General features: G+C 66.5%; 20 protein-coding genes and 1 pseudogene. 2 read left to right on the top strand and 19 right to left on the bottom strand.

Translation table 11 applies throughout. From position 1 onward, the window contains the following. Positions 1-320: 320 nt before the first annotated feature. The 4 genes and pseudogenes from murA to ACFXIV_RS44050 form a co-directional block, all read right to left on the bottom strand. Positions 321-1,583 (bottom strand): UDP-N-acetylglucosamine 1-carboxyvinyltransferase, encoded by a 1,263-nt coding sequence (gene murA, locus ACFXIV_RS44065; RefSeq protein WP_364623179.1) that lies wholly within the window; start codon positions 1,581-1,583, stop codon positions 321-323. 10 nt (positions 1,584-1,593) lie between these two features. Further along, positions 1,594-2,187 carry a cob(I)yrinic acid a,c-diamide adenosyltransferase gene (locus tag ACFXIV_RS44060; protein WP_354849562.1) on the bottom strand — a complete coding sequence of 198 codons (594 nt, stop codon included), beginning with the start codon at positions 2,185-2,187 and terminating at the stop codon, positions 1,594-1,596. 9 nt (positions 2,188-2,196) lie between these two features. After that, complete coding sequence (locus ACFXIV_RS44055; RefSeq protein ID WP_354849582.1) at positions 2,197-2,619, bottom strand: DUF2550 domain-containing protein; 423 nt, start codon at positions 2,617-2,619, stop codon at positions 2,197-2,199. 187 nt (positions 2,620-2,806) lie between these two features. Continuing rightward, positions 2,807-2,950, bottom strand: a pseudogene (locus tag ACFXIV_RS44050) (MspA family porin); the annotation flags it as partial. A 443-nt stretch (positions 2,951-3,393) separates the two neighbouring features. Here ACFXIV_RS44050 and ACFXIV_RS44045 point away from each other — a divergent pair. Then, a complete protein-coding gene (locus ACFXIV_RS44045; protein ID WP_379402837.1) occupies positions 3,394-4,485 on the top strand; it encodes an NAD(P)-dependent alcohol dehydrogenase in 1,092 nt (363 codons plus the stop codon). A 120-nt stretch (positions 4,486-4,605) separates the two neighbouring features. Here ACFXIV_RS44045 and ACFXIV_RS44040 read toward each other — a convergent pair whose 3' ends face one another. From ACFXIV_RS44040 to ACFXIV_RS43990, 11 genes are all read right to left on the bottom strand, one after another. Continuing rightward, the gene (locus ACFXIV_RS44040; RefSeq protein WP_379390912.1) at positions 4,606-4,983 is read right to left on the bottom strand and encodes a F0F1 ATP synthase subunit epsilon; all 378 of its coding nucleotides are present in this window, start codon (positions 4,981-4,983) and stop codon (positions 4,606-4,608) included. Between the two features lie 6 nt (positions 4,984-4,989). Beyond that, positions 4,990-6,420: a F0F1 ATP synthase subunit beta gene (gene atpD / locus ACFXIV_RS44035; RefSeq protein ID WP_157388301.1), complete on the bottom strand. Its 1,431-nt coding sequence runs from the start codon at positions 6,418-6,420 to the stop codon at positions 4,990-4,992. An 18-nt stretch (positions 6,421-6,438) separates the two neighbouring features. Next, positions 6,439-7,407: a F0F1 ATP synthase subunit gamma gene (locus tag ACFXIV_RS44030; RefSeq protein WP_379402838.1), complete on the bottom strand. Its 969-nt coding sequence runs from the start codon at positions 7,405-7,407 to the stop codon at positions 6,439-6,441. Between the two features lie 57 nt (positions 7,408-7,464). After that, a complete protein-coding gene (gene atpA, locus ACFXIV_RS44025; RefSeq protein ID WP_379402839.1) occupies positions 7,465-9,102 on the bottom strand; it encodes a F0F1 ATP synthase subunit alpha in 1,638 nt (545 codons plus the stop codon). 88 nt (positions 9,103-9,190) lie between these two features. After that, positions 9,191-10,000 (bottom strand): F0F1 ATP synthase subunit delta, encoded by an 810-nt coding sequence (locus tag ACFXIV_RS44020; protein ID WP_379402840.1) that lies wholly within the window; start codon positions 9,998-10,000, stop codon positions 9,191-9,193. A gap of 19 nt (positions 10,001-10,019) precedes the next feature. Further along, on the bottom strand, positions 10,020-10,574 hold the full coding sequence (locus tag ACFXIV_RS44015; RefSeq protein WP_379402841.1) for a F0F1 ATP synthase subunit B: 555 nt from the start codon (positions 10,572-10,574) through the stop codon (positions 10,020-10,022). A gap of 26 nt (positions 10,575-10,600) precedes the next feature. After that, positions 10,601-10,846, bottom strand: a complete 246-nt coding sequence (locus ACFXIV_RS44010; RefSeq protein ID WP_040856073.1) for an ATP synthase F0 subunit C — start codon at positions 10,844-10,846, stop codon at positions 10,601-10,603. Between the two features lie 75 nt (positions 10,847-10,921). Then, entirely contained in the window at positions 10,922-11,647 is a 726-nt protein-coding gene (atpB, locus tag ACFXIV_RS44005; RefSeq protein WP_379402894.1) for a F0F1 ATP synthase subunit A, read from the bottom strand. A 416-nt stretch (positions 11,648-12,063) separates the two neighbouring features. Continuing rightward, complete coding sequence (locus ACFXIV_RS44000) at positions 12,064-12,492, bottom strand: hypothetical protein (RefSeq protein ID WP_379402842.1); 429 nt, start codon at positions 12,490-12,492, stop codon at positions 12,064-12,066. An 11-nt stretch (positions 12,493-12,503) separates the two neighbouring features. Next, positions 12,504-13,700, bottom strand: a complete 1,197-nt coding sequence (locus ACFXIV_RS43995; RefSeq protein ID WP_354849539.1) for an MraY family glycosyltransferase — start codon at positions 13,698-13,700, stop codon at positions 12,504-12,506. A gap of 11 nt (positions 13,701-13,711) precedes the next feature. Next, the gene (locus tag ACFXIV_RS43990) at positions 13,712-14,377 is read right to left on the bottom strand and encodes an L-threonylcarbamoyladenylate synthase (RefSeq protein WP_379402843.1); all 666 of its coding nucleotides are present in this window, start codon (positions 14,375-14,377) and stop codon (positions 13,712-13,714) included. A gap of 283 nt (positions 14,378-14,660) precedes the next feature. Between ACFXIV_RS43990 and ACFXIV_RS43985 the strand changes: the two genes are divergently transcribed. Then, entirely contained in the window at positions 14,661-14,954 is a 294-nt protein-coding gene (locus ACFXIV_RS43985) for a DUF427 domain-containing protein (RefSeq protein WP_379402844.1), read from the top strand. A 3-nt stretch (positions 14,955-14,957) separates the two neighbouring features. On the opposite strand, the gene prmC is transcribed toward ACFXIV_RS43985, so the two are convergent. The 4 genes from prmC to rho all read right to left on the bottom strand — a co-directional run bounded on the left by prmC (position 14,958) and on the right by rho (position 20,359). Continuing rightward, entirely contained in the window at positions 14,958-15,836 is an 879-nt protein-coding gene (gene prmC, locus ACFXIV_RS43980; protein ID WP_379402845.1) for a peptide chain release factor N(5)-glutamine methyltransferase, read from the bottom strand. Positions 15,837-16,039: 203 nt separating this feature from the next. Then, complete coding sequence (gene prfA, locus ACFXIV_RS43975) at positions 16,040-17,122, bottom strand: peptide chain release factor 1 (protein WP_379402846.1); 1,083 nt, start codon at positions 17,120-17,122, stop codon at positions 16,040-16,042. Positions 17,123-17,366: 244 nt separating this feature from the next. Then, on the bottom strand, positions 17,367-17,588 hold the full coding sequence (gene rpmE, locus ACFXIV_RS43970) for a 50S ribosomal protein L31 (protein ID WP_040856062.1): 222 nt from the start codon (positions 17,586-17,588) through the stop codon (positions 17,367-17,369). 818 nt (positions 17,589-18,406) lie between these two features. Next, positions 18,407-20,359 (bottom strand): transcription termination factor Rho, encoded by a 1,953-nt coding sequence (gene rho / locus ACFXIV_RS43965; RefSeq protein WP_379402895.1) that lies wholly within the window; start codon positions 20,357-20,359, stop codon positions 18,407-18,409. Positions 20,360-20,744: the final 385 nt, after the last annotated feature.

The raw sequence follows: 20,744 nt of genomic DNA, 5'->3' as shown, positions 1-20,744 counted from the left end.
AGAATCGGAACCAAATTTCAAAATTTGGCACTGACATTCATCGACACACTATTGAGTTCTCAAAGAACACACGCACAAACGATCTCCCGGGCTCTAGGTCCCGCTCGATCGTGAGGCAACTTTTACAGCTTAGCCCCGTCCGCGCAGCAGAACCAAATCCGCTGGTTGGCTGGGAGCTAGTGTGATCATCAGGCGAAGCTCGTCTCACCGGAGTCGGTGTCCGTGTCGCTCTGACCTGGAATAAGTTACGTGTTGGTTGTTCGCATGTCAAATCGCCTGTTCAGGACGGGTTTTCGCGAACCCGTCCCGACACCGGCTGTTCAGTCCGCGGTTCCGACCCGTTCGATCCGGGCTCCCAGCGAGCGCAGGTTCTCCACGAAATCCGGGTAGCCACGGTCGATGTGGAAGACATCGTGGACCTCGGTGACACCGTCGGCGACCAGACCCGCGAGCACGAGACCCGCGCCGGCGCGAATGTCCGAGGACCACACCGGCGCCGAGGACAGTCGCGGAATCCCGCGCACCACAGCGTGATGCCCGTCGGTGCGGGCATCCGCGCCCAGGCGGATCATCTCTTCGACGAAGCGGAAGCGCGCTTCGAAAATGTTCTCGGTGATCATCGAGGTGCCGTCGGCGATCGCGGCCAGGCCGATGGCCATCGGCTGCAGATCGGTGGGGAACCCGGGGAACGGCAGGGTCGAGAAGTTCACGGCGCGAGGGCGATCCGCCTGCACCACACGAAAACCATCCGGTTCGAACGAGATTCGCGCGCCCGCGGAGCGCAGCTTGTCCAGCACCAGGGACAGGTGCTTGGGGTTGATGCCGGTCACCCGCACGTCGCCGGTGGTCATGGCGGCGGCGATGCCCCAGGTCGCGGCGACGATGCGGTCGCCGATCACCCGGTGGGTGGTCGGCGAGAGCTTGTCCACGCCCTCGATGGTCAGCACCGAGGTGCCCGCGCCGGAGATCTTCGCGCCCATCCGCGCCAGCATGTTGCAGAGATCCACGATCTCCGGTTCACGCGCGGCATTGTCGATGACCGTCTCCCCCTCGGCGAGCACCGCGGCCATCAGGATGTTCTCGGTCGCGCCGACCGACGGGAAGTCCAGGCGAATCCGGGCGCCCTGCAGCTCCTCCGCGCGCGCCACCAGGCAGCCGTGCTCGATCTCGGAGGTCGCGCCCAGCAGTCGCAGACCGGCCTGATGCATATCCAGCGGGCGCGAACCGATGGCGTCACCGCCCGGGAGCGCCACCACGGCCCGCTTGCAGCGCGCCATCAGCGGACCCAGCACACAGACCGAGGCACGGAACTGGGTGACGGCGGGGAAGTCTGCGTGGTATTTCGGTTCCGGCGGCGTCGCGATGGTCACGGTTTCGTGGTCGACGGTGACGTCACATCCGAGACCGCGCAGCACCTCGGCCATGAGCGGCACGTCGAGGATGTCCGGGCAGTTCGTGATGGTGGTCGTCCCCTCGGCCAGCAACGCGGCGGCCATCAGCTTGAGGACGCTGTTCTTCGCGCCGCCTACCGCGACCTCACCGACGAGCCTGCTGCCCCCGGTCACCAGAAACCGTTCACTCACGGGGGTCAGCCTAGTGGTCCTCTCTCGCGCTCGCGGCGTCTCCGCCCGGCCGCCAGAGTATGTCGCCGTCCGGGTTGGCGACCCGGCCGAGGATGAACAGCAGGTCGGACAGGCGGTTGAGGTATTTGGCGGGCAGCGCGTTCGTGTCGTCCGGGTGCGCCGCGACCGCGGCCCACGCCGACCGCTCGGCGCGTCGCGCCACGGTGCGGGCGGTGTGCAGCAGTGCCGCCAGCGGTGTGCCGCCGGGCAGGATGAACGAATTCAACGGTGCCAGAGGCTCATTGAACTCGTCGCACCACTTCTCGAGGCGGTCGATGTAGACCTGGGTGATGCGCAGCGGCGGGTACTTGGGCTCCGCGACAACGGGCGTGGACAGGTCCGCGCCGGCATCGAACAAATCGTTCTGTATGGAACGCAGCACACCGAGCATCCGCTCGTCCGGCTGCCCGAGCGCGATGGCGACACCCAGTGCGGCATTGGTTTCGTCACAGTCGGCATAGGCGATCAGCCGCGGGTCGGTCTTGGCCACCCGCGAGAAATCGCTCAGCCCCGTGGTGCCGTCGTCGCCGGTCCGCGTGTAGATCCGCGTCAAGTGAACGCTCACAGGGTCACACTATCCGGCGCGGCGGCGACGAATTCGCTCGGAGGGGCGGGATTCCACCCAGGAGAGGAAGGCGGCCATGGCGCCGCGATCGAGTGCCAGCTCGTAGCTGCCGTCACCGTCGGAGACCTGGACGATGACCTCGTCGGTCATGATGTCGTACTCGTCGTCCTGCGGGGACCGCCGCGGGCCCACCTCGATGGCGAGCCGGCGCATGGTGGAATCCGGGCCGAGCTTGAGGCTGGAGAGTTTGTAGAAGAGGAGCGTGTCCTCGTCGTAACGGATCAGGCCGTGCCGCCAGCCCCCGCCGTGGCCGCGGGCGGGCAGCACGCGCAGCAGGGCGGCGGTTCCGCCGCGGCGCAGCATCACCAGGCGATACGTCGAGGCCAGGGCCAGGCCGACAAGCAGCAACACCAGAATGATCAGAAGCCACATCCCGGTTTGCAATGCCGCTCCGTCCCTTCACATCCGCGTTGCTGTCGATCACTGACCGGCCGACGGCCGGGCCCCGCTATCGGTCGATAGTAGCGACCGCGGAAAGGCGAAGTCCGGCCATCCACCGAATGTGACGTATGCGCTGATCAGCAGGGTGCAGAAGATATATCGGCCCATGGTGAACGGCTCACCGTAAAAGCACCGGGTTCCCGATGTAGGTCGAGCTGTCGACCTCGACCGCCACGAACGAGCGCACCTGGGCGTAACCGCCGCACCCGTTCACCGCCAAGGTCTCGTCCGTCCAGCTGACGCCGGCGTGCGGGCCGGGAACCTTGTTGTAGCCCCTAGGGCAGCCCCGAGGTCAGGGCAATGTCGCCGAGCAGATTGTGGCGATGGCGCCGAGCAGATTGTTCCGAGTCACCTGCGTCATGCCGGTCGTCTACCCGCCGCTGACGCCGCAGTTCATTCCGCCGATATCCACCTGGCAGCCGATCACGCAGCCGGTATGCATCGTGACGGGAAAGTCGAAAGTGTCCGAATAGCCAACACTTTGCCGAAGGCTTCAGATCACATCGGTGGACCGGTGAATGCATTTGGACACGTTGAGTAACCAAGGTCTCAATTACGGCACAAGGCATCCGGAAACCTCGGCCGCTTACCAGCTCCCGGCGGCAAGAGCCGAACGCGCGACCCGCTGAGCGGGATCGACGATGGCCGTAAACTGGAACACGTTCTTATGCTCCGGACAATTGGGATGTCTTGGAAGGAGATTCCATGGAAATTACCGCTGCGGTGGCCCGGGGAGCGGACGTGCCGTTCTCGATGGAGGCCCTCACCCTGGAGGAACCGCGACCGGGCGAGGTGCTGGTGCGCATCGTCGCGTCCGGGGTCTGCCACACCGACCTGGTCACCAAGGGCGTGTTTCCCGCCGATTTGCCGATCGTGCTCGGACACGAGGGCGCCGGGATAGTCGAGCAGATTGGCTCGGAGGTAACCGGAATCGAAGTCGGCGACCATGTGCTGCTCACCTATGCCAGTTGCGGAACGTGTTCACGATGCACCAACGGGCTTCCGCCCTATTGCGAGAATTTCGTCATTCTGAACACCTCGGGCGGACGCGCGGATTTCACCTCGCCGCTGAGCAGCAATGGCGAACGCGTGATGGGCGCGTTCTTCGGGCAATCGAGTTTCGCCACCCACGCACTGGTGCCGGCGCGCAGTGTCGTGGTGGTCGACCAGGACGTGGACCTGGTGGCCACCTCCCCGTTCGGGTGCGGTGTGCAGACCGGCGCGGGTGCGGTCGCCAATGTCATGAAGCCGGGGCCGAACGACTCGCTGGCCATCTTCGGCGTCGGCGGCGTCGGGATGGCGGCCCTCATGGCGGCTCGTGCCATCGGCGTGGGAACCATTGTCGCCATTGACCTTTCCGCCGATCGGCTGGCCGTGGCCAAGGAGCTCGGCGCGGACGTCACCATCGACGGCACGGCCGAGGACGTGGTGGCGCAGATCGTCGCGGCGACCAATGGCGGCGCGAACTTCGCGCTCGACACGACCGCCCTCAATGCCGTCATCGCCAAGGGCCTGGAGGCGTTGGCCCCCATGGGCACTCTCGTGCTCGTCGGGCTGGGAGAGGCCAGCATGGACCTCGAAATCGGCCACCTCACCGGCAACGGCAAGGCCGTCCGGGGCTGCATCGAGGGCAGTGGCGATCCGCAGCAATTCATTCCGCAACTGCTGCAGTGGCATGCCGAAGGCAAGTTCCCGATCGAGAAGATCAGCAAGACCTACGCCTTCACCGATATCGACGCCGCGGTCGCGGACGCCCACCACGGCACCACGATCAAGCCCATCCTCACCTTCCAGTGAGAACGACACCCTCGCGCGCGGCTGGTGCCGGGCGCGAGTGCGGGTCGGTGTAAATGCGAAAAAGCGGCGGCCCCAGGGTTTTTCCCTGGGACCGCCGCTCTCGGTTTCGGCGCCGGAAGGCTAGGCAGACGCCGCCTTCTCGACCGCCCGCAGCTGGCCCTGTGCCTTGGTCAGCGCGGCCGGGCTCGCATCCGGGTCGGCGACAACGGCCTTGGCGGCCGCCTCGTCGATATCGAAGGCGAAATCGGCGGATTCGGCCAGCACGCGCACCGAAGTGGCGGTGACCGAGAAGAACCCGCCGTGCACGGCCACGACCACACGCTCGTCGTCGTCGGACACGATGGTCACGGTGCCGGCCTCGACCAGCTGCCCGAGCAGCGGTTCGTGGCCGGCCAGGATGCCGATCTCACCCTCCGTGGTCTGAGCCGAGACGAACTTCGCCCGGCCCGACCAGAGCAGCCGCTCGACGGCGACCAGATCAACTGACATATCCGCCATGGTGGACTACTTCCCGGCGATCTTCTTCGCAGCAGCCTCGACGTCGTCCAGGCCACCGCAGGAGTTGAACGCCTGCTCCGGCAGGTGGTCGAACTCGCCCTTGCAGACCCGATCGAAGTCGTCGATGGTCTGCTCCAGCGGCACGACGGAACCCTCCTGGCCGGTGAACTTCTCGGCCACGATGAAGTTCTGGCCCAGGAACTTCTCCAGGCGACGGGCGCGACCGACGAGGACCTTGTCCTCTTCGGAGAGCTCGTCCATACCCAGAATCGCGATGATGTCCTGGAGTTCCTTGTACTTCTGCAGGATTCGCTTGACCTCGTTGGCCACCCGGAAGTGACGCTCGCCGACGATCGAGGCCTCGAGGATTCGCGAGGTCGACGACAGCGGGTCGACGGCCGGGTAGATGCCCTTCTGCGAAATCGGACGCGACAGCTCGGTGGTGGCGTCCAGGTGCGCGAAGGTGGTGGCCGGCGCGGGGTCGGTGTAGTCGTCCGCGGGCACGTAGATCGCCTGCATCGAGGTGATCGATCGGCCACGGGTCGAGGTGATGCGCTCCTGCAGCTGACCCATCTCGTCCGCCAGGGTCGGCTGGTAACCGACGGCCGAAGGCATACGACCCAGCAGGGTCGAGACCTCGGAACCGGCCTGGGTGAAGCGGAAGATGTTGTCGATGAACAGCAGAACGTCCTGGTTCTGCACGTCGCGGAAGTACTCGGCCATGGTCAGGGCCGAGAGGGCGACGCGCATACGCGTCCCCGGCGGCTCGTCCATCTGGCCGAAGACGAGGGCGGTGTCCTGGAGGACGCCCATCTCTTCCATTTCCAGGTGCAGGTCGGTGCCCTCACGGGTGCGCTCACCGACGCCCGCGAACACGGACGTACCGGAGAACTCACGCGCGATACGGGTGATCATCTCCTGGATCAGAACGGTCTTGCCGACACCGGCACCACCGAACAGACCGATCTTGCCACCCTTCACGTACGGGGTGAGCAGGTCGATGACCTTGATGCCCGTCTCCAGGATCTCGGTCTTGCCCTCGAGCTGGTCGAAGGCGGGCGGCTGGCGGTGGATGCCCCACTGCTCGCCGTCGCGGCCCAGGCCGGGGGTGTCGAGGCAGTCGCCGAGCGCGTTGAACACGTGGCCCTTGACGACGTCACCGACGGGCACCGAGATCGGCTTGCCGGTGTCGCGCACCTCGGCGCCACGGATCAGACCGTCGGTCGGCTGCATCGAGATGGTGCGAACGATGTTGTCGCCCAGGTGCTGCGCGACCTCGAGGGTCAGGGTCTTGGCCACGGACGCGAGCGCGATGTCCACGTTCAGGGCGTTGTACAGGTCGGGAATGGAACCGCGCGGGAACTCGACGTCCACGACGGGTCCGATGACGCGGGCGACACGGCCTGTGCCGACCCGGGTTTCAGTAGCTGCGGTCATTGGTTCTCTTCCTGGGCCTTAGTCGCGGTCCGAGCTCGACGCCAGCGCGTTGGCGCCACCGACGATTTCCGTGATTTCCTGCGTAATCTGTGCCTGGCGCAACGAGTTCGCGGTCCGGGTCAGCGAGTTGACCAGATCCGTGGCGTTGTCCGTCGCGGCCTTCATGGCGGTGCGGCGCGCAGCCGACTCCGATGCCGCCGCCTCGAGCAGCGACGAGTAGATCCGAGTGTTGACGTACTTCGGCAGCAGCGCGCCCAGCAGGCGATCCGCGTCCGGCTCGAACTCGTACTGGGCGACCGGCTCCGAGATTCCGTCGGTGAAGCTGTCCGGACCGATCTCGAAGTTCTCGTCCACGAACGTCACCTGGATCGGCGCCAGGCGACGCACCTCCGGCTGCTGCGACAGCATCGACACGAAACGCGTGTAGACGATGTGCAGTTCGTCGACGCCGGCCATGGTGCCGGCCCCGCTCGGGGACGCCACCTCACCGTCGGATCCGGCCATGAACGCCTCGACCAGGTGGTTGCACGCGGCGGACGCGTCCACGTAGTTCGGCTGCTGGGAGAAGCCCAGCCAGGAACCGTTCACGGTGCGACGGCGGAAGGTGTAGTACGTCAGGCCCTTCGCGCCCATCACGTACAGCACCGGCTCCTTGCCCTCGGTGCGCAGCGTGGTCATGAGCTCCTCGGCGCGCTTGAGCACGTTGGAGTTGTAGCCACCGCACATACCGCGGTCGGAGGTGATGACCAGAACCGCTGCGCGGCGCGGGTTCTCACGCTCGGTGAGCAGCGGGTGGTTGAGATTCCCACTGGCGCTCGCCAATTCGGCGAGCACCTTGGTGATCTCCTCCGCGTAGGGCTTGGCGGCGGCAACGCGGGCCTGTGCCTTGCTGATTCGCGAGGTCGCGATCAGTTCCTGCGCCTTGGTGATCTTCTTGATCGAGCTCACGGAACGAATACGGGAGCGAAGTTCACGCACGCTTGGCATTAGCGGTTCACACTCCCTTCATTCGTCGATTCGGTCATTCGCATGTGCTCGTCTCGATTACTTCTCGACGTGCTTGCGGGTGACGGAAAGAGACTCGACCTCTTCGTGGTCCAGCTGGCCGGCCTCGGCCTCGACGACGCGGGTGCCGTCGGACGCCAGGAAGCCCTGCTTGAACTTGTCGGTCGCGGCCTTGATGGCGTCGGCGGCCTCGCCCTCGATCACCTTGGCGCCGCCCTGCAGGGCGTCGAAGGAGGACTGCACGGTGGCGTGCAGGCTCTCCAGCAGCTCGGCGTTGAAGCGGCGGATGTCGCCGACCGGGACCGAGTCGTAGTAGCCGCCGTCCACCAGGAACAGCGAAACGACCTGGTCCTCAACCGAAACCGGGGCGTACTGGTCCTGCTTGAGCAGCTCGACCCAGCGCGCGCCACGCTCCAGCTGGGCCAGCGAGGCGGCATCCAGGTCGGAGGCGAAGGCGGAGAACGCCTCGAGCTCACGGTAGGAGGCCAGCTCCAGACGCAGCGAACCGGAGACCTTCTTCATGGCCTTGGTCTGCGCGGCACCACCGACTCGGGACACCGAGATACCGACGTTGATGGCCGGGCGGACACCCTTGTTGAAGAGGTCCGACTCCAGGAACACCTGGCCGTCGGTGATCGAGATGACGTTGGTCGGGATGAACGCCGAGACGTCGTTGGCCTTGGTCTCGATGATCGGCAGACCGGTCATCGAGCCCGCGCCCAGCGCGTCGGACAGCTTCGCGCAACGCTCCAGCAGACGCGAGTGCAGGTAGAAGACGTCACCCGGGTACGCCTCGCGGCCCGGCGGGCGACGCAGCAGCAGCGAGATGGCGCGGTAGGCCTCGGCCTGCTTGGACAGGTCGTCGAACACGATCAGGACGTGCTTGCCCTGGTACATCCAGTGCTGGCCGAGAGCCGAACCGGTGTAGGGGGCCAGCCACTTGAAGCCGGCGGAGTCCGACGCGGGCGCCGCGACGATGGTGGTGTACTCCATCGCGCCGTGCGCCTCGAGCGCGGACTTCACACCCGCGATGGTGGAGCCCTTCTGGCCGATCGCGACGTAGATGCAGCGCACCTGCTTCGACGGATCGCCGGTGGCCCAGTTGGCCTTCTGGTTGATGATGGCGTCGATGCAGACCGCGGTCTTGCCGGTCTTGCGGTCGCCGATGATGAGCTGACGCTGGCCGCGGCCGATGGCGGTCAGGGCGTCGATGGCGGTGATGCCGGTGGCCATGGGCTCACCGACCGGCTGACGCTCCAGCACGGTCGCGGCCTGCAGCTCGAGCACGCGGCGCTCGTCGGCCTCGATCTCGCCCAGGCCGTCGATCGGCGCGCCCAGCGGGTCGATGACGCGGCCGAGGAACTTGTCGCCCACGGGAACCGAGAGCACGTCGCCGGTGCGGCGGACCTGCTGGCCCTCTTCGATGGTGTCGAACTCACCCAGGATGACGGCACCGATCGCGGTGTCCTCCAGGTTCAGCGCCACGCCGAGGACGCCGCCCGGGAACTCCAGCAGCTCGTTGGCCATCGCGGACGGCAGGCCGCTGATGTGGGCGATACCGTCGCCGGTGTCGGTGACGACACCGACCTCTTCGATGGAGGTCTCGGGGGTGTAGCTCTGGGTGTAGCTCTCGATCGCGCTACGGATCTCATCGGGGGAGATCGTCAGCTCCGCCATGTTCTTCCTGCTCTCGCTGTGGTCTCGAATGTCGGTGTGTAAGTGCCTCGCCGGCGAGCCGGCAATCTGCGCCGTTGGGCGTTCGTCTCTAAGCGAGAGACTGACGCAAGCGCTGGAGGCGGCCGACGGCGCTGCCGTCGATCAGGTCGTCGCCCACGCGCACGACGACGCCGGCCAGCAGGCTCTGGTCCTCCTGCACGTGCACCGTGACGGGCTTGTCGTAGATGCGCTGCAGCGAAGCCGCCAGGTGCTCGCGCTGCTGCGGCGTCAGGGCCACCGCGGCACGGACGTGCGCCACGATCTGCTCCCGGAGCGAAGCCGCCAGGTCGGACAGCTCGTCGATGGCCGCGCCGGCATCGCCCTTGTGACGCAGCACGGCCTGCTCGGCCAGCTGCAGGGTGATGTCCTCGACCTTGCCCGCGAGCAGACGCTGCACCAGGGCGAGCTTGGCTTCCGCCGGCTTGCCGTGGTCCTGCAGCGCCTGCTCCAGGTCCGGGTTGTCGTCGATGATCCGGGCCAGCCGGAACAGCTCATCCTCGACCGCGTCCAGACGGCCACGCTCGTCCGCGGCGCGCAGCAGCGCTTCGCGGCCGAGCAGGACCAGTGTGTCGACCAGATCGCGGGCCCGCGACCAGTCCTGGGCCACCGCCGTGGTCAGCACGGCCAGGGTGGTGCCGCTGATCTTGCCGCCGAAGACGCGTTCGGCCAGCTCGGCGCGCGCCGAACTCGACACCGACTTATCCGCGAGCGCCACACGCAGCGAACGCTGGTCGTCGAGGACGGCGACAACGGCGAACAGTTCCGACCCCGTAGTAGCCGCGACGGTGTCGCTACCGGTCAGAGCGGCCCGAAGAGCTTCCCGCGCACGGGAACTCGCCTCGCGGCTCGCTGCGTACATGCTTCCCACTTTCGCGTCGTTACCTTCCGACCCCGATGCCGGCGTTCGCGTCCAGTTCCGCCAGGAACCGGTCGATCGACGCCGACTGCTTGGCCTCGTCGGCCACCGACTGACCGATGATCTTCTCGGCCAGGTCGACCGCGGTACGGCCCAGCTCGGACCGCAGCTCGGTCACGATCTGCTGGCGCTGTGCCTCCAGCTGCGAGTGACCGGCGGCCACGATGCGGTCGGCCTCGGCCTGCGCATCGGTACGCATCTGCGACAGGATGGCCGCACCCTGGGTGCGGGCTTCCTCACGGATACGGGCAGCCTCGAGGCGAGCCTCGGCCAGCTGCTCCTGGTACTGCTGCAGGGTGGCCTGCGCCTCGGCCTGCGCGGCCTCGGCCTTGGCGATACCGCCCTCGATCTTCTCGGAACGCTCGTCGAGCACCTTGGTCAGGCGCGGGACGACGTACTTGGCGAAGACAAAGGCGATAACGATGAAGACGATCGCAGACCAGACAATGTCATAGGTCTTGGGGACGAGGGGATTGATATCCTCCCCGGCCGCCGCGGCCAAATACATGCTGTTCATCGTTGATTCCTAGTCTTTGGCCGGAATCAGAAAATGAAGCCGGCGACGAGACCGATCAGAGCCAGGGCCTCGGTGAACGCGATACCCAGGAACATGTTGGTCCGGATGGTGCCCTGCAGCTCGGGCTGACGGGCGATGCCCTCGATGGCCTTACCGACGACGATGCCAACACCGATACCGGGGCCGATCGCAGCGAGGCCGTAACCGATGGCGCCGAAGCCCTTGGACTTGGACTCGGCAACTTCAGCAGCCAGGTACGAGAGGGTGCTCATGTGTGTTTCATTCCCTTTCTGTCGCCCACCCGCCGGGCGGCGTGGAAGGCAGGTTTGTGATGTTGGTGCAGTCGGTCAGTGAGAGTCGGCGTGCTGCGCCAGACCGATGTAGACAGCGGTCAGCAGCGCGAACACGTACGCCTGCAGGAAAACCACCAGCAGCTCGAAGAGGGTGAAGCCGAGGCCCGCGAGCAGCGAGAACGGCGAGAACACCTTCATCCAGGAGACGGCATCGAACAGGAAGAACTGGGTGGCACTGAAGAACAGCACCAACATGATGTGGCCTGCCAGCATGTTCGCCAGAAGACGGACGGTCAGCGTGAACGGGCGCAGCACGAAGGTCGAGATGAACTCGATCGGGATCAGCAGCACGTGCAGCGCGACCGGCACATCCGGCACCACGATGGACGAGCGCATGTACTTCAGGAAGCCGTACTTCTTGATGCCTACGTAGTTGAAGGTGACGTAGGCGATGATCGCCAGCACCAGGGGCATGCCGATCCGCGCGTTCGACGAGATGTTCAGGCCCGGAATGACACCCGAGACGTTCAGGAACAGCACTGTGAAGAAGATCGACGCGATCAGCGGGAAGAACTTCTTGCCGGATTCCTTGCCGAGCACCTCGTCGCAGATCTGCTCCTTGACGAACATCAGACCGGATTCGGCGACATTCTGCAGTCCGCGCGGAACCAGCTGCGGCCGACGGAAAGCGGCGAACATCACGGCCAGGAGAACGACCGACATGAGGATGCGAATAAGCATCAAACGGTCGAGCTCGAAAGGCGTCCCCTCGAACAGCACTGCTGGAGGGAAGAAGTCGTTGAGTGACGGCGCGTGGAACTCGCCCGCCAAAATGGTGACGCTCAGCGTTCTCTCCCGTGGTCGGCCGCAGGAGATAGTTTTCTCCTGCGGTTCGATCGGACATTGACGATCTGGTGGGTCGACTCAGGTCGGCTCGAAGTTCGTCAGCAGCTGTGGCATCACGCCCTGGCGTCTGTACGCGCGTCGGCGACATCGTCGACGGTGCAGAACCGTGACCCTATGGGTCCGGTACGGCTGTAAGCATAACCTGCTCTCAGGCGGGTCTAAGGTGACCCCCCCTGTTGATTCGGTTGGCTACAGGTAAAGAGTTTATCAAGTTATCTACGACAATGCGTAGGGGGTCGCGGAAACGCGTGATGAACGCTGTCTCGCGAGGTCGCCGCGGGGGTCCCGGGCTACAGGTCGCGGTCCACCTGCACGGTCGGAACCCGTTGGCGCAGAAGACCGTACGTCTCCGCACCCAGCACGATGAGCAGCGCGGCGACCACGGTGCAGAACAGGGCGCCGCGGCTGTAGAAGTCGTACTGCTGGAGCACTGCGACGACAATCACTGTCAGCAGCAGCTTTCCGACCCAGCTGCCGAGCAGCACGATGCCCTGCAGGCCGGATTCGATCTTCGCGCTGAACAACACCGACGCGGCGGTGGTGAGGATGAAGGCGCCACCCAGGGCGGCGCCGATCAACGCCCCCCACAGGCCGGGCAGGCCCGCGAAGACGGTCGAGAGGATGGCCGAAACCACAACCAGCACAGCCAAACCGGCGATGCCATAGCGCAGTGCCGCGCGCAGCGGGGCGTCGGGACCGGGATCGGAAGGCGTGCTCACGTTCAGCAACTCTACCCGGCGGCGTGATCGCGATCGCGGGGCGGTTTGCGGACGGAGTTGATCTTCAGTTCCCGCCAGGACGGCACCGCGGTGACGATCAGCGCGAAAACCAGTCCGGCCGCGAACAGCAGCACCACCATGCGCCGATCCGAGATCAGCGAGGTCCCGACCGCGCCGAATGCGAGCACACTCACCCACAGATAGATCACCAGCACCACGCGGCGCTGTGAATGCCCGATCTGCAGCAAACGGTGATGCAGATGCATTTTGTCCGGGGTGGAAAAACTCACACCTGCGCGAACACGACGGACCACCGCCAAAACAAGATCGAGTACCGGAATGAACATCACCGCACCCACCAGCAACAACGGCGACAGCAGACCCACGATGTCGCGCGGGCCGTAACCCTGCAGCGGAATTCGACCGGAAGCGCCGGTGGACACCGCGGCCAGCATCAATCCGATGAGCATGGATCCGGTATCACCCATGAAAATGCGGGCCGGAGAGAAATTGTGCGGCAGAAATCCCAGGCACGCGCCGGCCAGCGCCGCGGCCAGCAGCGCGGGCGGATAGGTGTCGGTGGAACCGCCCACCTCATAGAGCAAACCCACGGTGAACACGAAGACCGCGACGGCCGCGATGAAACCGAGGCCCGCCGCCAGACCATCCAGGCCGTCCACGAAATTCATGGCATTCACGACCGTCACCGTGATGCCCACCGTCACCAGACCGCCCTGGAGCGGATCGAGCACCACGGTCTCGTTGGTGAAGGGGTTGTAGATGGCCACCCAGCTCAGGCCCATCACCGCCATCACACCCGCCGCGGTGATCTGGCCGACCAGCTTGGTCAGCCAGTCCAGGCCCCAGCGGTCGTCGATGATGCCGACCAGCACGATGAGCGTGGCCGCGGCCAGCACCGCCGGAATGTCCTTGGGATAGTCGAATCCGCGGCGCAGGGCGGGCAGCTGGTGGGCGAACAGCACGGCCGCCAGCAGGCCCAGATAGATGCCCAGCCCGCCCATTCGCGGAATCGGCTTCACGTGCACATCGCGCTCACGCGGAATGGCGACCGCGCCGAAGGCGATGGCCAGCACCCGGATTCCACCGGTGGTCAGGTAGGCGATGACCGTGGCGACGAGCAGCACCAGCAGCAGCTCCCGCAGCGGGACGACCGCGCCCTGGCTGAATACGCCCTGACTCAGCAGCATTTAACGGGCCGTCACCGCGTGCCCACCTGACGGAGCTCCTCGGGCGACATGCCGAGCACCTCCGCGACCTTGTCGACCGGCACCGCGCCCTCGCGCAGAATGCGCGGGGTGTCGGCGGTGAGATCGACGATGGTGGACGCCACCGCGTGATCGGCCGGTCCGCCGTCGAGGTACACCCCGACCAGATCGCCCAGCTGCGCCTGCGCCTGCGCCACCGTGGTGGCGGGCGGCTGCCCGGAGACGTTCGCGCTCGACACCGCCAGCGGACCCACCTCGCGCAGCAGCTCCAGCGCGACCGGGTGCAGCGGCATGCGCAGCATCACCGTGCCGCGCGCGTCACCCAGATCCCAGGCCAGCGAAGGAGCCTGCTGCACAACGAGACTCAGCCCGCCCGGCCAGAAGGCGCGGATCAGCTCGCGGGCCTGCGGGCGCACCGAGAAGACCAGTCCGTCGATGGTGTTCCACGACCCGACCAGCACCGGCACCGGCATGTCCCGCCCGCGCCGCTTGGCGGCCAGCAGCGCGCTCACCGCCTGACTGTCGAACGCGTCGGCAGCGAGTCCGTAGAGCGTGTCGGTCGGAATGACCGCCAATCGCCCGGACTTCAGCGTGCTGCGCGCGGCACTCAGGCCGGCGGCGCGGGAGTCGGGATCGGCACAGTCGTAGACGGTACTCACGGCTGACATCTTGGCACGGATCAACTCTCGATAGCTCTCAGGGGCAAGCCCCTGAAAGCCCGGGAATCCCGGGGGCTCCGCCCCGAACCCCCGACGAGCCGTTGGAGCCCGGGCCTTGAACCCCCGGCCGAGCGTTGGAGCCCGACCCCGAACCCTCGACGAAGCGTCGGAGCCCCGGCTGCCCCGAACGCCGACCGGGTGAGTGCGACGGCCGCAAGCGCTGGAAAGGGCCCTTGCGGCTCCGGGCGAACGTAGGCTCGGGGCAACGAAGGAGGCACGACTCATGATGCGTGCGATCTGGAACGGGATGGTTATCGCCGAGGCTCCGCGGACCGTGGAGGTCGAGGGGAATCAGTACTTTCCGGTGGAGTCGTTGAAGCGGGAGTTCTTCAGCGAGAGCTCTCACCACACCGTGTGCCCATGGAAGGGCATTGCGAGCTATTACTCGGTCACGGTGGACGGGAAGGAGAATCCCGACGCGGCCTGGTACTACCCGAAGCCGAGCCCGCTGGCGCGCAAGATCAAGGATCATGTCGCGTTCTGGCACGGCGTGGAGATCGAGGGCAGCCCCGAGTAACCGTCAGTCGGCGGTGCGGCGGGCCACGACGAAGCGGGGCTTTCCGGCGAGGTCGGGGTGTTCGACGATGTCGGTGATGCCGCCGTGGGCGGCGAAGAGGGCGGCGACGCCGGAGCCGTTGGTGTCGTCGTGTTCGACTGCCACCGTGCCGTCTTCGCGCAGGAGGCGGGCGATGGTGGCGGTCATGGGGCGGATGACGGACAGGCCGTCGGGGCCGCCGAAGAGGGCGCGGTGCGGGTCGTGGTCGATCACCTCGGGATCGAGTTCGGCGTCCTCGGGGATATAGGGCGGGTTGCAGACGACCACGTCCACTCGGCCGTTGAGCTGCTCGAGGAGGGCGGGGTCGGTGACGTCGCCGGCGTGCAGGTCGATCGGGGTGTCGCCCTCGTCGGCCAGTTGCAGCGCATTGCGGCGGGCCCAGGCCAGGGCCTCGGTGTCGAGTTCGACGGCGTGCACCTGGGCGTCGGGGCGGGCGTGGGCGATGGCCAGGGCCAGGGCGCCGGAGCCGGTGCACAGGTCCACCACGATCGGCTGATGCTCGTGGCCGAGGGCTTCGAGCTGACCGAGCGCCCAGGCGAACAGCAACTCCGTCTCCGGGCGCGGGACGAAGACGCCGGGGCCGACCGCGAGGTCGATCTCCCCCATCGCCGCGGTGCCCGTAAGGTGCTGCAGCGGAACGCGTTCCGCCCGTCTGGCGACCAGCTTGCGGTACTCCTCCAGCTGGTCGGGGGTGAGCATGGGCATGAGTGCGAGGCGCCCGCGATCGACGCCCAGCACATGTGCCGCAAGGTATTCCGCGTCGGCCTGGGGGCTGTGGACGCCGGCCGCGGCCAGGATCTCGACGGCCTCCCGGACGGCGGGGCGCAACGGTACACGACTCACGGTTCGCAGCCTTTCACTCCCCCGCCTCTCCGAGCCTTCAGCGGACGGCCAAGAGCCGTCGACCGCCATGCATCCGTGCCGACGGTCGCGTGCCGAACCGATTCTGGACGTACCCGAGCTCGGGCGCGACGAAATCAGTTGTCACGTTGGGAGACGATACTGGCCGCTGAACGCTGACTGTGATGGTATGCCGGTAATTCCGCTTATTCCGCGGCGAGGCGGGCGGCGCGGTCGGCTTCGCCCAGGGCGTTGAACAGGTCATCGAGGTTGCCGTCCAGCACCGAGTCCAGGTTGTGCGCCTTGAAACCGATGCGGTGATCGGCGATGCGGTTCTCCGGGAAGTTATAGGTGCGGATGCGCTCGGAGCGGTCCACAGTGCGGATCTGCGTGGCGCGGCCCGCGGCCGCGTCGGCATCGGCCTGTTCCTCGGCGAGGGCCTGCAGCCGCGCCGCCAGCACCTGCTTGGCGCGAATCTTGTTCTGCAGCTGCGAGCGTTCGTTCTGGCAGGTCACCACCAGGCCGGTGGGCAGGTGGGTGATGCGCACGGCCGAGTCGGTGGTGTTGACACCCTGGCCGCCCTTGCCGGAGGACCGGTAGACGTCGATCCGTAGGTCCTTCTCGTCGATTTCGACTTCCTCGACCTCGTCGGGCTCCGGGTACACCAGTACGCCCGCGGCCGAAGTGTGAATGCGCCCTTGGGATTCGGTCACCGGCACACGCTGCACGCGGTGCACGCCGCCCTCGAACTTGAGCTTGGACCACACACCGTCGCGGGTCGCTTCCTTGCTCTTGATGGAGAAGCTGGCGTCCTTGTACCCGTCCAGATCGGAGTAGGTGACGCCGAGCACCTCGACCTTCCAGCCGTGCCGTTCCGCGTAGCGCAGGTACATGCGGGCCAGATCGGAGGCGAACAGCGCCGATTCCTCGCCGCCCTCGCCGGATTTCACCTCGAGGATGACATCGTCGGAGTCGTGCGGGTCGCGCGGCGCGAGCAGGTCGGTGAGCTGCTTGTCCAGCTCCTCCACCTCCTCCTGCAGGCCCGGGACCTCGGCGGCGAAGGACGAATCGTCGGCCGCGAGCTCCTCGGCGGCGGCCAGATCCTCGCGCGCGGTCTTCAGCCTGTTGTAGGTGGCCATGATCGGGCCGAGCTCGGCGAAACGCTTGCCGACGCGACGGGCCGCGCCCGGGTCATTGTGCAGCGAAGGGTCGGCGAGCTGGGTTTCCAGCCCCGCGTACTCAGCCAGGATGTCATCGACCGCGGATGGGGCCGCCTGCTTGTCGGCCATGGCTGTGTGCTCCTTCGAGAACTTTGAGCTGAGTATCAGCGAGAGAGGAACCGCCCAGGGTTCGCGGCCCGGCTCGATTCTGGACTGACGGAGCGGGGAGCGAAGCGGAGGAGCGGAGGAGGGAAGAATCGAGCTTGCAGGGTCGCGACCGCCTCCACCACCCTGCGGCTTGCCGGAGCGAAGCGGAGGCAATTAAACACAGACGCCCGGCCCGCGGGGTGCGGGACGGGCGTCGGCGGGACAGCTACTTGGCAGCCTTGTCGCGCTTGCCGTAGCGGGCCTCGAAGCGAGCCACGCGGCCACCGGTGTCCAGAATCTTCTGCTTGCCCGTGTAGAACGGGTGGCACTGGGAGCAGACCTCGACCGTGATCTGGCCCGACTCCTTGGTGCTCTTGGTCTGGAAGGTGTTGCCGCAGCCACACACGACCGTGGTGTCCACGTACGTGGGGTGAATTCCTGCCTTCATGGGTGTCCTTTCGAGAGGCTCCGGGTCGCCTGGCGATGCGAGACGTGAACCGGAACCGACTAGGCATGGTTGCCGACGGAACAGTATATGTGCCGCGAGCGAGTGGTCGTCACGAGGGGTGACACCGTGCTGAACAGGTGGTTGGGCCGGTTTGTTCCCGGTCGTTCCCCCATAAAACTACGGGCACGCATATTCCGGGTATTCCAGTGAGGCTGGAAGTCGAGTAGCTCGCTACTCAGGAATACGAACACTCATGTTCATAGAGTTTGTCCAGGTGAGAGTCCTGCGACCATCGGAAGGACGGCAGTGACCAGGAAGGACGCGACGATCGGGGGTCCGTCCCCCGTCACCGTGCACGCCGAGGCCGGGAGGGCAGACCGGCGGCGCGCGGAGGTCGTCGCGGGGGCGATCCTGGTCACACTGACGCTTCTGGCGGTAGCGGGCTGGTGGATGGCTCCCGGAGAGTCCGGCAACGCCGTGGGACCGCTGAACCCGGCCCCCATCCCGCCGCTGGGGGACGCCACCCTCACCTACACAGCGGTCACGGCAGTGGACGTGTCCGGTGCCGTGACCGCGCTCATTCTCGGCTTCATGATCGCCGGCGGCGCACTGATCGGACTGTTCTTCTACTCCCCCGCCTCCCCGAAACTTCAGCGGACGGCCGAGTGCCGCGAGAGTCCCGACCCGTGCCGCCGGTCCGTAGCCCCTCGAGTTTCGGGCGTACCCGGCGAGTTACCCTCATCGGCACGAAATCAGTTGTCGCGCTTTCGAAACGAAAACGGGGGCTCCGCCGGTGCGGAGCCCCCGTTTCGTTTTCGTCATTCGTCGAGTGCGCCCGGGGCGGTCTTGGAGACCGTCATCAGGAACTCGACATTGCTCTTGGTCTTCTTCAACCGGTCGACCAGCAGGTCGATGGCCTGATGTGAATCCAGGCCGGAGAGCACGCGGCGCAGCTTGTGCAGGACCGCGGCCTCGTCGGGCGACATCAGCAGATCGTCGCGGCGGGTGCCGGACGGGTTGACGTCGACCGCCGGGAACACGCGGCGCTCGGCGATCTTGCGGTCGAGCTTGAGCTCGGCGTTACCCGTGCCCTTGAACTCCTCGAAGATGACCGTGTCACCGGTGGAACCGGTCTCCACCATCGCGGTGGCGATGATGGTGAGCGAGCCGCCGTTCTCGATATTCCGGGCCGCGCCGAGGAACCGCTTGGGCGGGTACAGCGCGGTGGAATCCACACCACCGGAAAGGATTCGGCCCGAGGCCGGGGACGAGTTGTTGTACGCACGGCCCAATCGGGTGATCGAGTCGAGCAGCACGACGACGTCCTGGCCCTGCTCCACCAGGCGCTTGGCGCGCTCGATGGCGAGCTCGGCGACCGAGGTGTGGTCGCTCGGCGGCCGGTCGAACGTGGAGGCGATGACCTCGCCGCGCACCGAGCGCTGCATATCGGTCACTTCCTCGGGACGCTCGTCCACCAGCACCACCATCAGGTAGCACTCGGGGTTGTTCACCGAGATCGCGTTCGCGATGTCCTGCATGATCGTGGTCTTACCCGCCTTGGGCGGGGACACGATCAGCGCGCGCTGACCCTTACCGATCGGCATGATCAGATCGATGATGCGCGTGGTCAGCTTGTTCGGCTGGGTCTCCAGCCGCAGTCGCTGGTTCGGGTACAGCGGGGTCAGCTTGTTGAATTCCGGTCGGCGCTTGGCACTTTCGATGTCCGCGCCATTGACCGTGTCCAACCGCACCAGCGGATCGAACTTCTGCCGCTGGTTGCTCTGATCGCCGTCGCGCGGGGCGCGGACCGCACCGGTGATGGCGTCACCGCGGCGCAGGCCGTTCTTGCGGACCAGGTTCATCGAGACGTACACGTCGTTCGGGCCGGCCAGGTAGCCGGAGGTGCGGACGAACGCGTAGTTGTCGAGCACGTCGAGGATGCCGGCGACCGGCTGCAGGACGTCGTCCTCGCGGATCTCCATCTCGCGGGCCTCGCCACCGGTGGCGCCGCCCTCGCGGTCCCGCCCGCGACGACGCTCACGGAAGCGACGGCCCCGGCGGCCGCGGCCGCCTTCCTCGTCGTCACCGCCGCGATCATCACGCTGGTTGCCGCGGCCGGCGCCGTTCTGGCTCTGCTGGCTGCGCTCGCCCTGGTCGCTGCGCTGACTGCTGCGCTCGCCCTGGTCGCGACGCTCGCCCTGGCTGCCACGATCGCCCTGGCTGCCACGATCGCGACGGCGCTCGCCGCCCTCCTGCTCGCCCTTGTCGGCGGCGGGAGCCTCGGCGGTGGTCTCGGCGGTGGCGGCGCCACGCTGCTCGCGGCCCCGGCGCTGGCGACCGCGGCCGCGCTGGCCACCGTCCCGGCTGTCGTCGCCGCCCTCGGCGCGGGCGTTCTCGCCCTCCTCGCGCTTGGATTCGCGAGTCTCCGAAGCGTTTTGGCGCGACTCGGTGTCGGCCTTGCGCGCTTCGACCTTGTCCGCGTGGCCGGCCTTCGCCTCCGCCTTCACCTCGGCCGTGGCCGGAGCGGAGTCGGCAACAGCAGCGGCCTTCTTCACCTCGCGCGCGGGGGCCGACACGGACTCTCCGCCGTTCGGCGCTTCCTCGGCCTTGGCCTTCGCGTTCCGCGAGGGCTTGCCGCCGGTCGCGGCAACAGGCTTGGCGCCCCCGGCCTGGTTCTCCTTGATAGCGGCGATGAGATCACCCTTACGCATCCCGGAAGTACCTCGGATACCGAGCTCTCCCGCAAGCGCACGCAACTGCGGCAACAACATTCCAGTCAGCCCCGATCGTGCGACGTCAGTTTGTTCGCTCATCTTCGAAATCTGTCCGGAGTCACTTTCGCGGCTACCCGAGGACGCTGAATCACTATCCGTCCCGGGTGTCGCGAGCAGGTCCGTATCTGTCACGGAAATCCTTTCCTTCCCTCGACCGCCGTGTGCCTGTTCGAGGGTTCCTCCTGCAGTCCGGTCACATGCCGGACTCGGATGCCGTATCGCCTGTCCCGCCGGGCCGGTGGGGTTGCCACCACGTGGGCTTCGCCACCGAGTGCTGGTGCTCATCCAACTCACAAGGTGGGAGAGATCATTCCAGTTGACTGGCTACCCCCAAGTTTCGAGCCTCAAGCCTCGAGCCTGAGCAAGGAGCCTCTGGAGCGAT

The organism is Nocardia sp. NPDC059236 (assembly GCF_042754085.1).
Taxonomy (GTDB): Bacteria; Actinomycetota; Actinomycetes; order Mycobacteriales; family Mycobacteriaceae; genus Nocardia.
The sequence above is the reverse complement of the archived record's forward strand: the minus strand, read 5'-3'. Positions and strand labels throughout refer to the sequence as shown.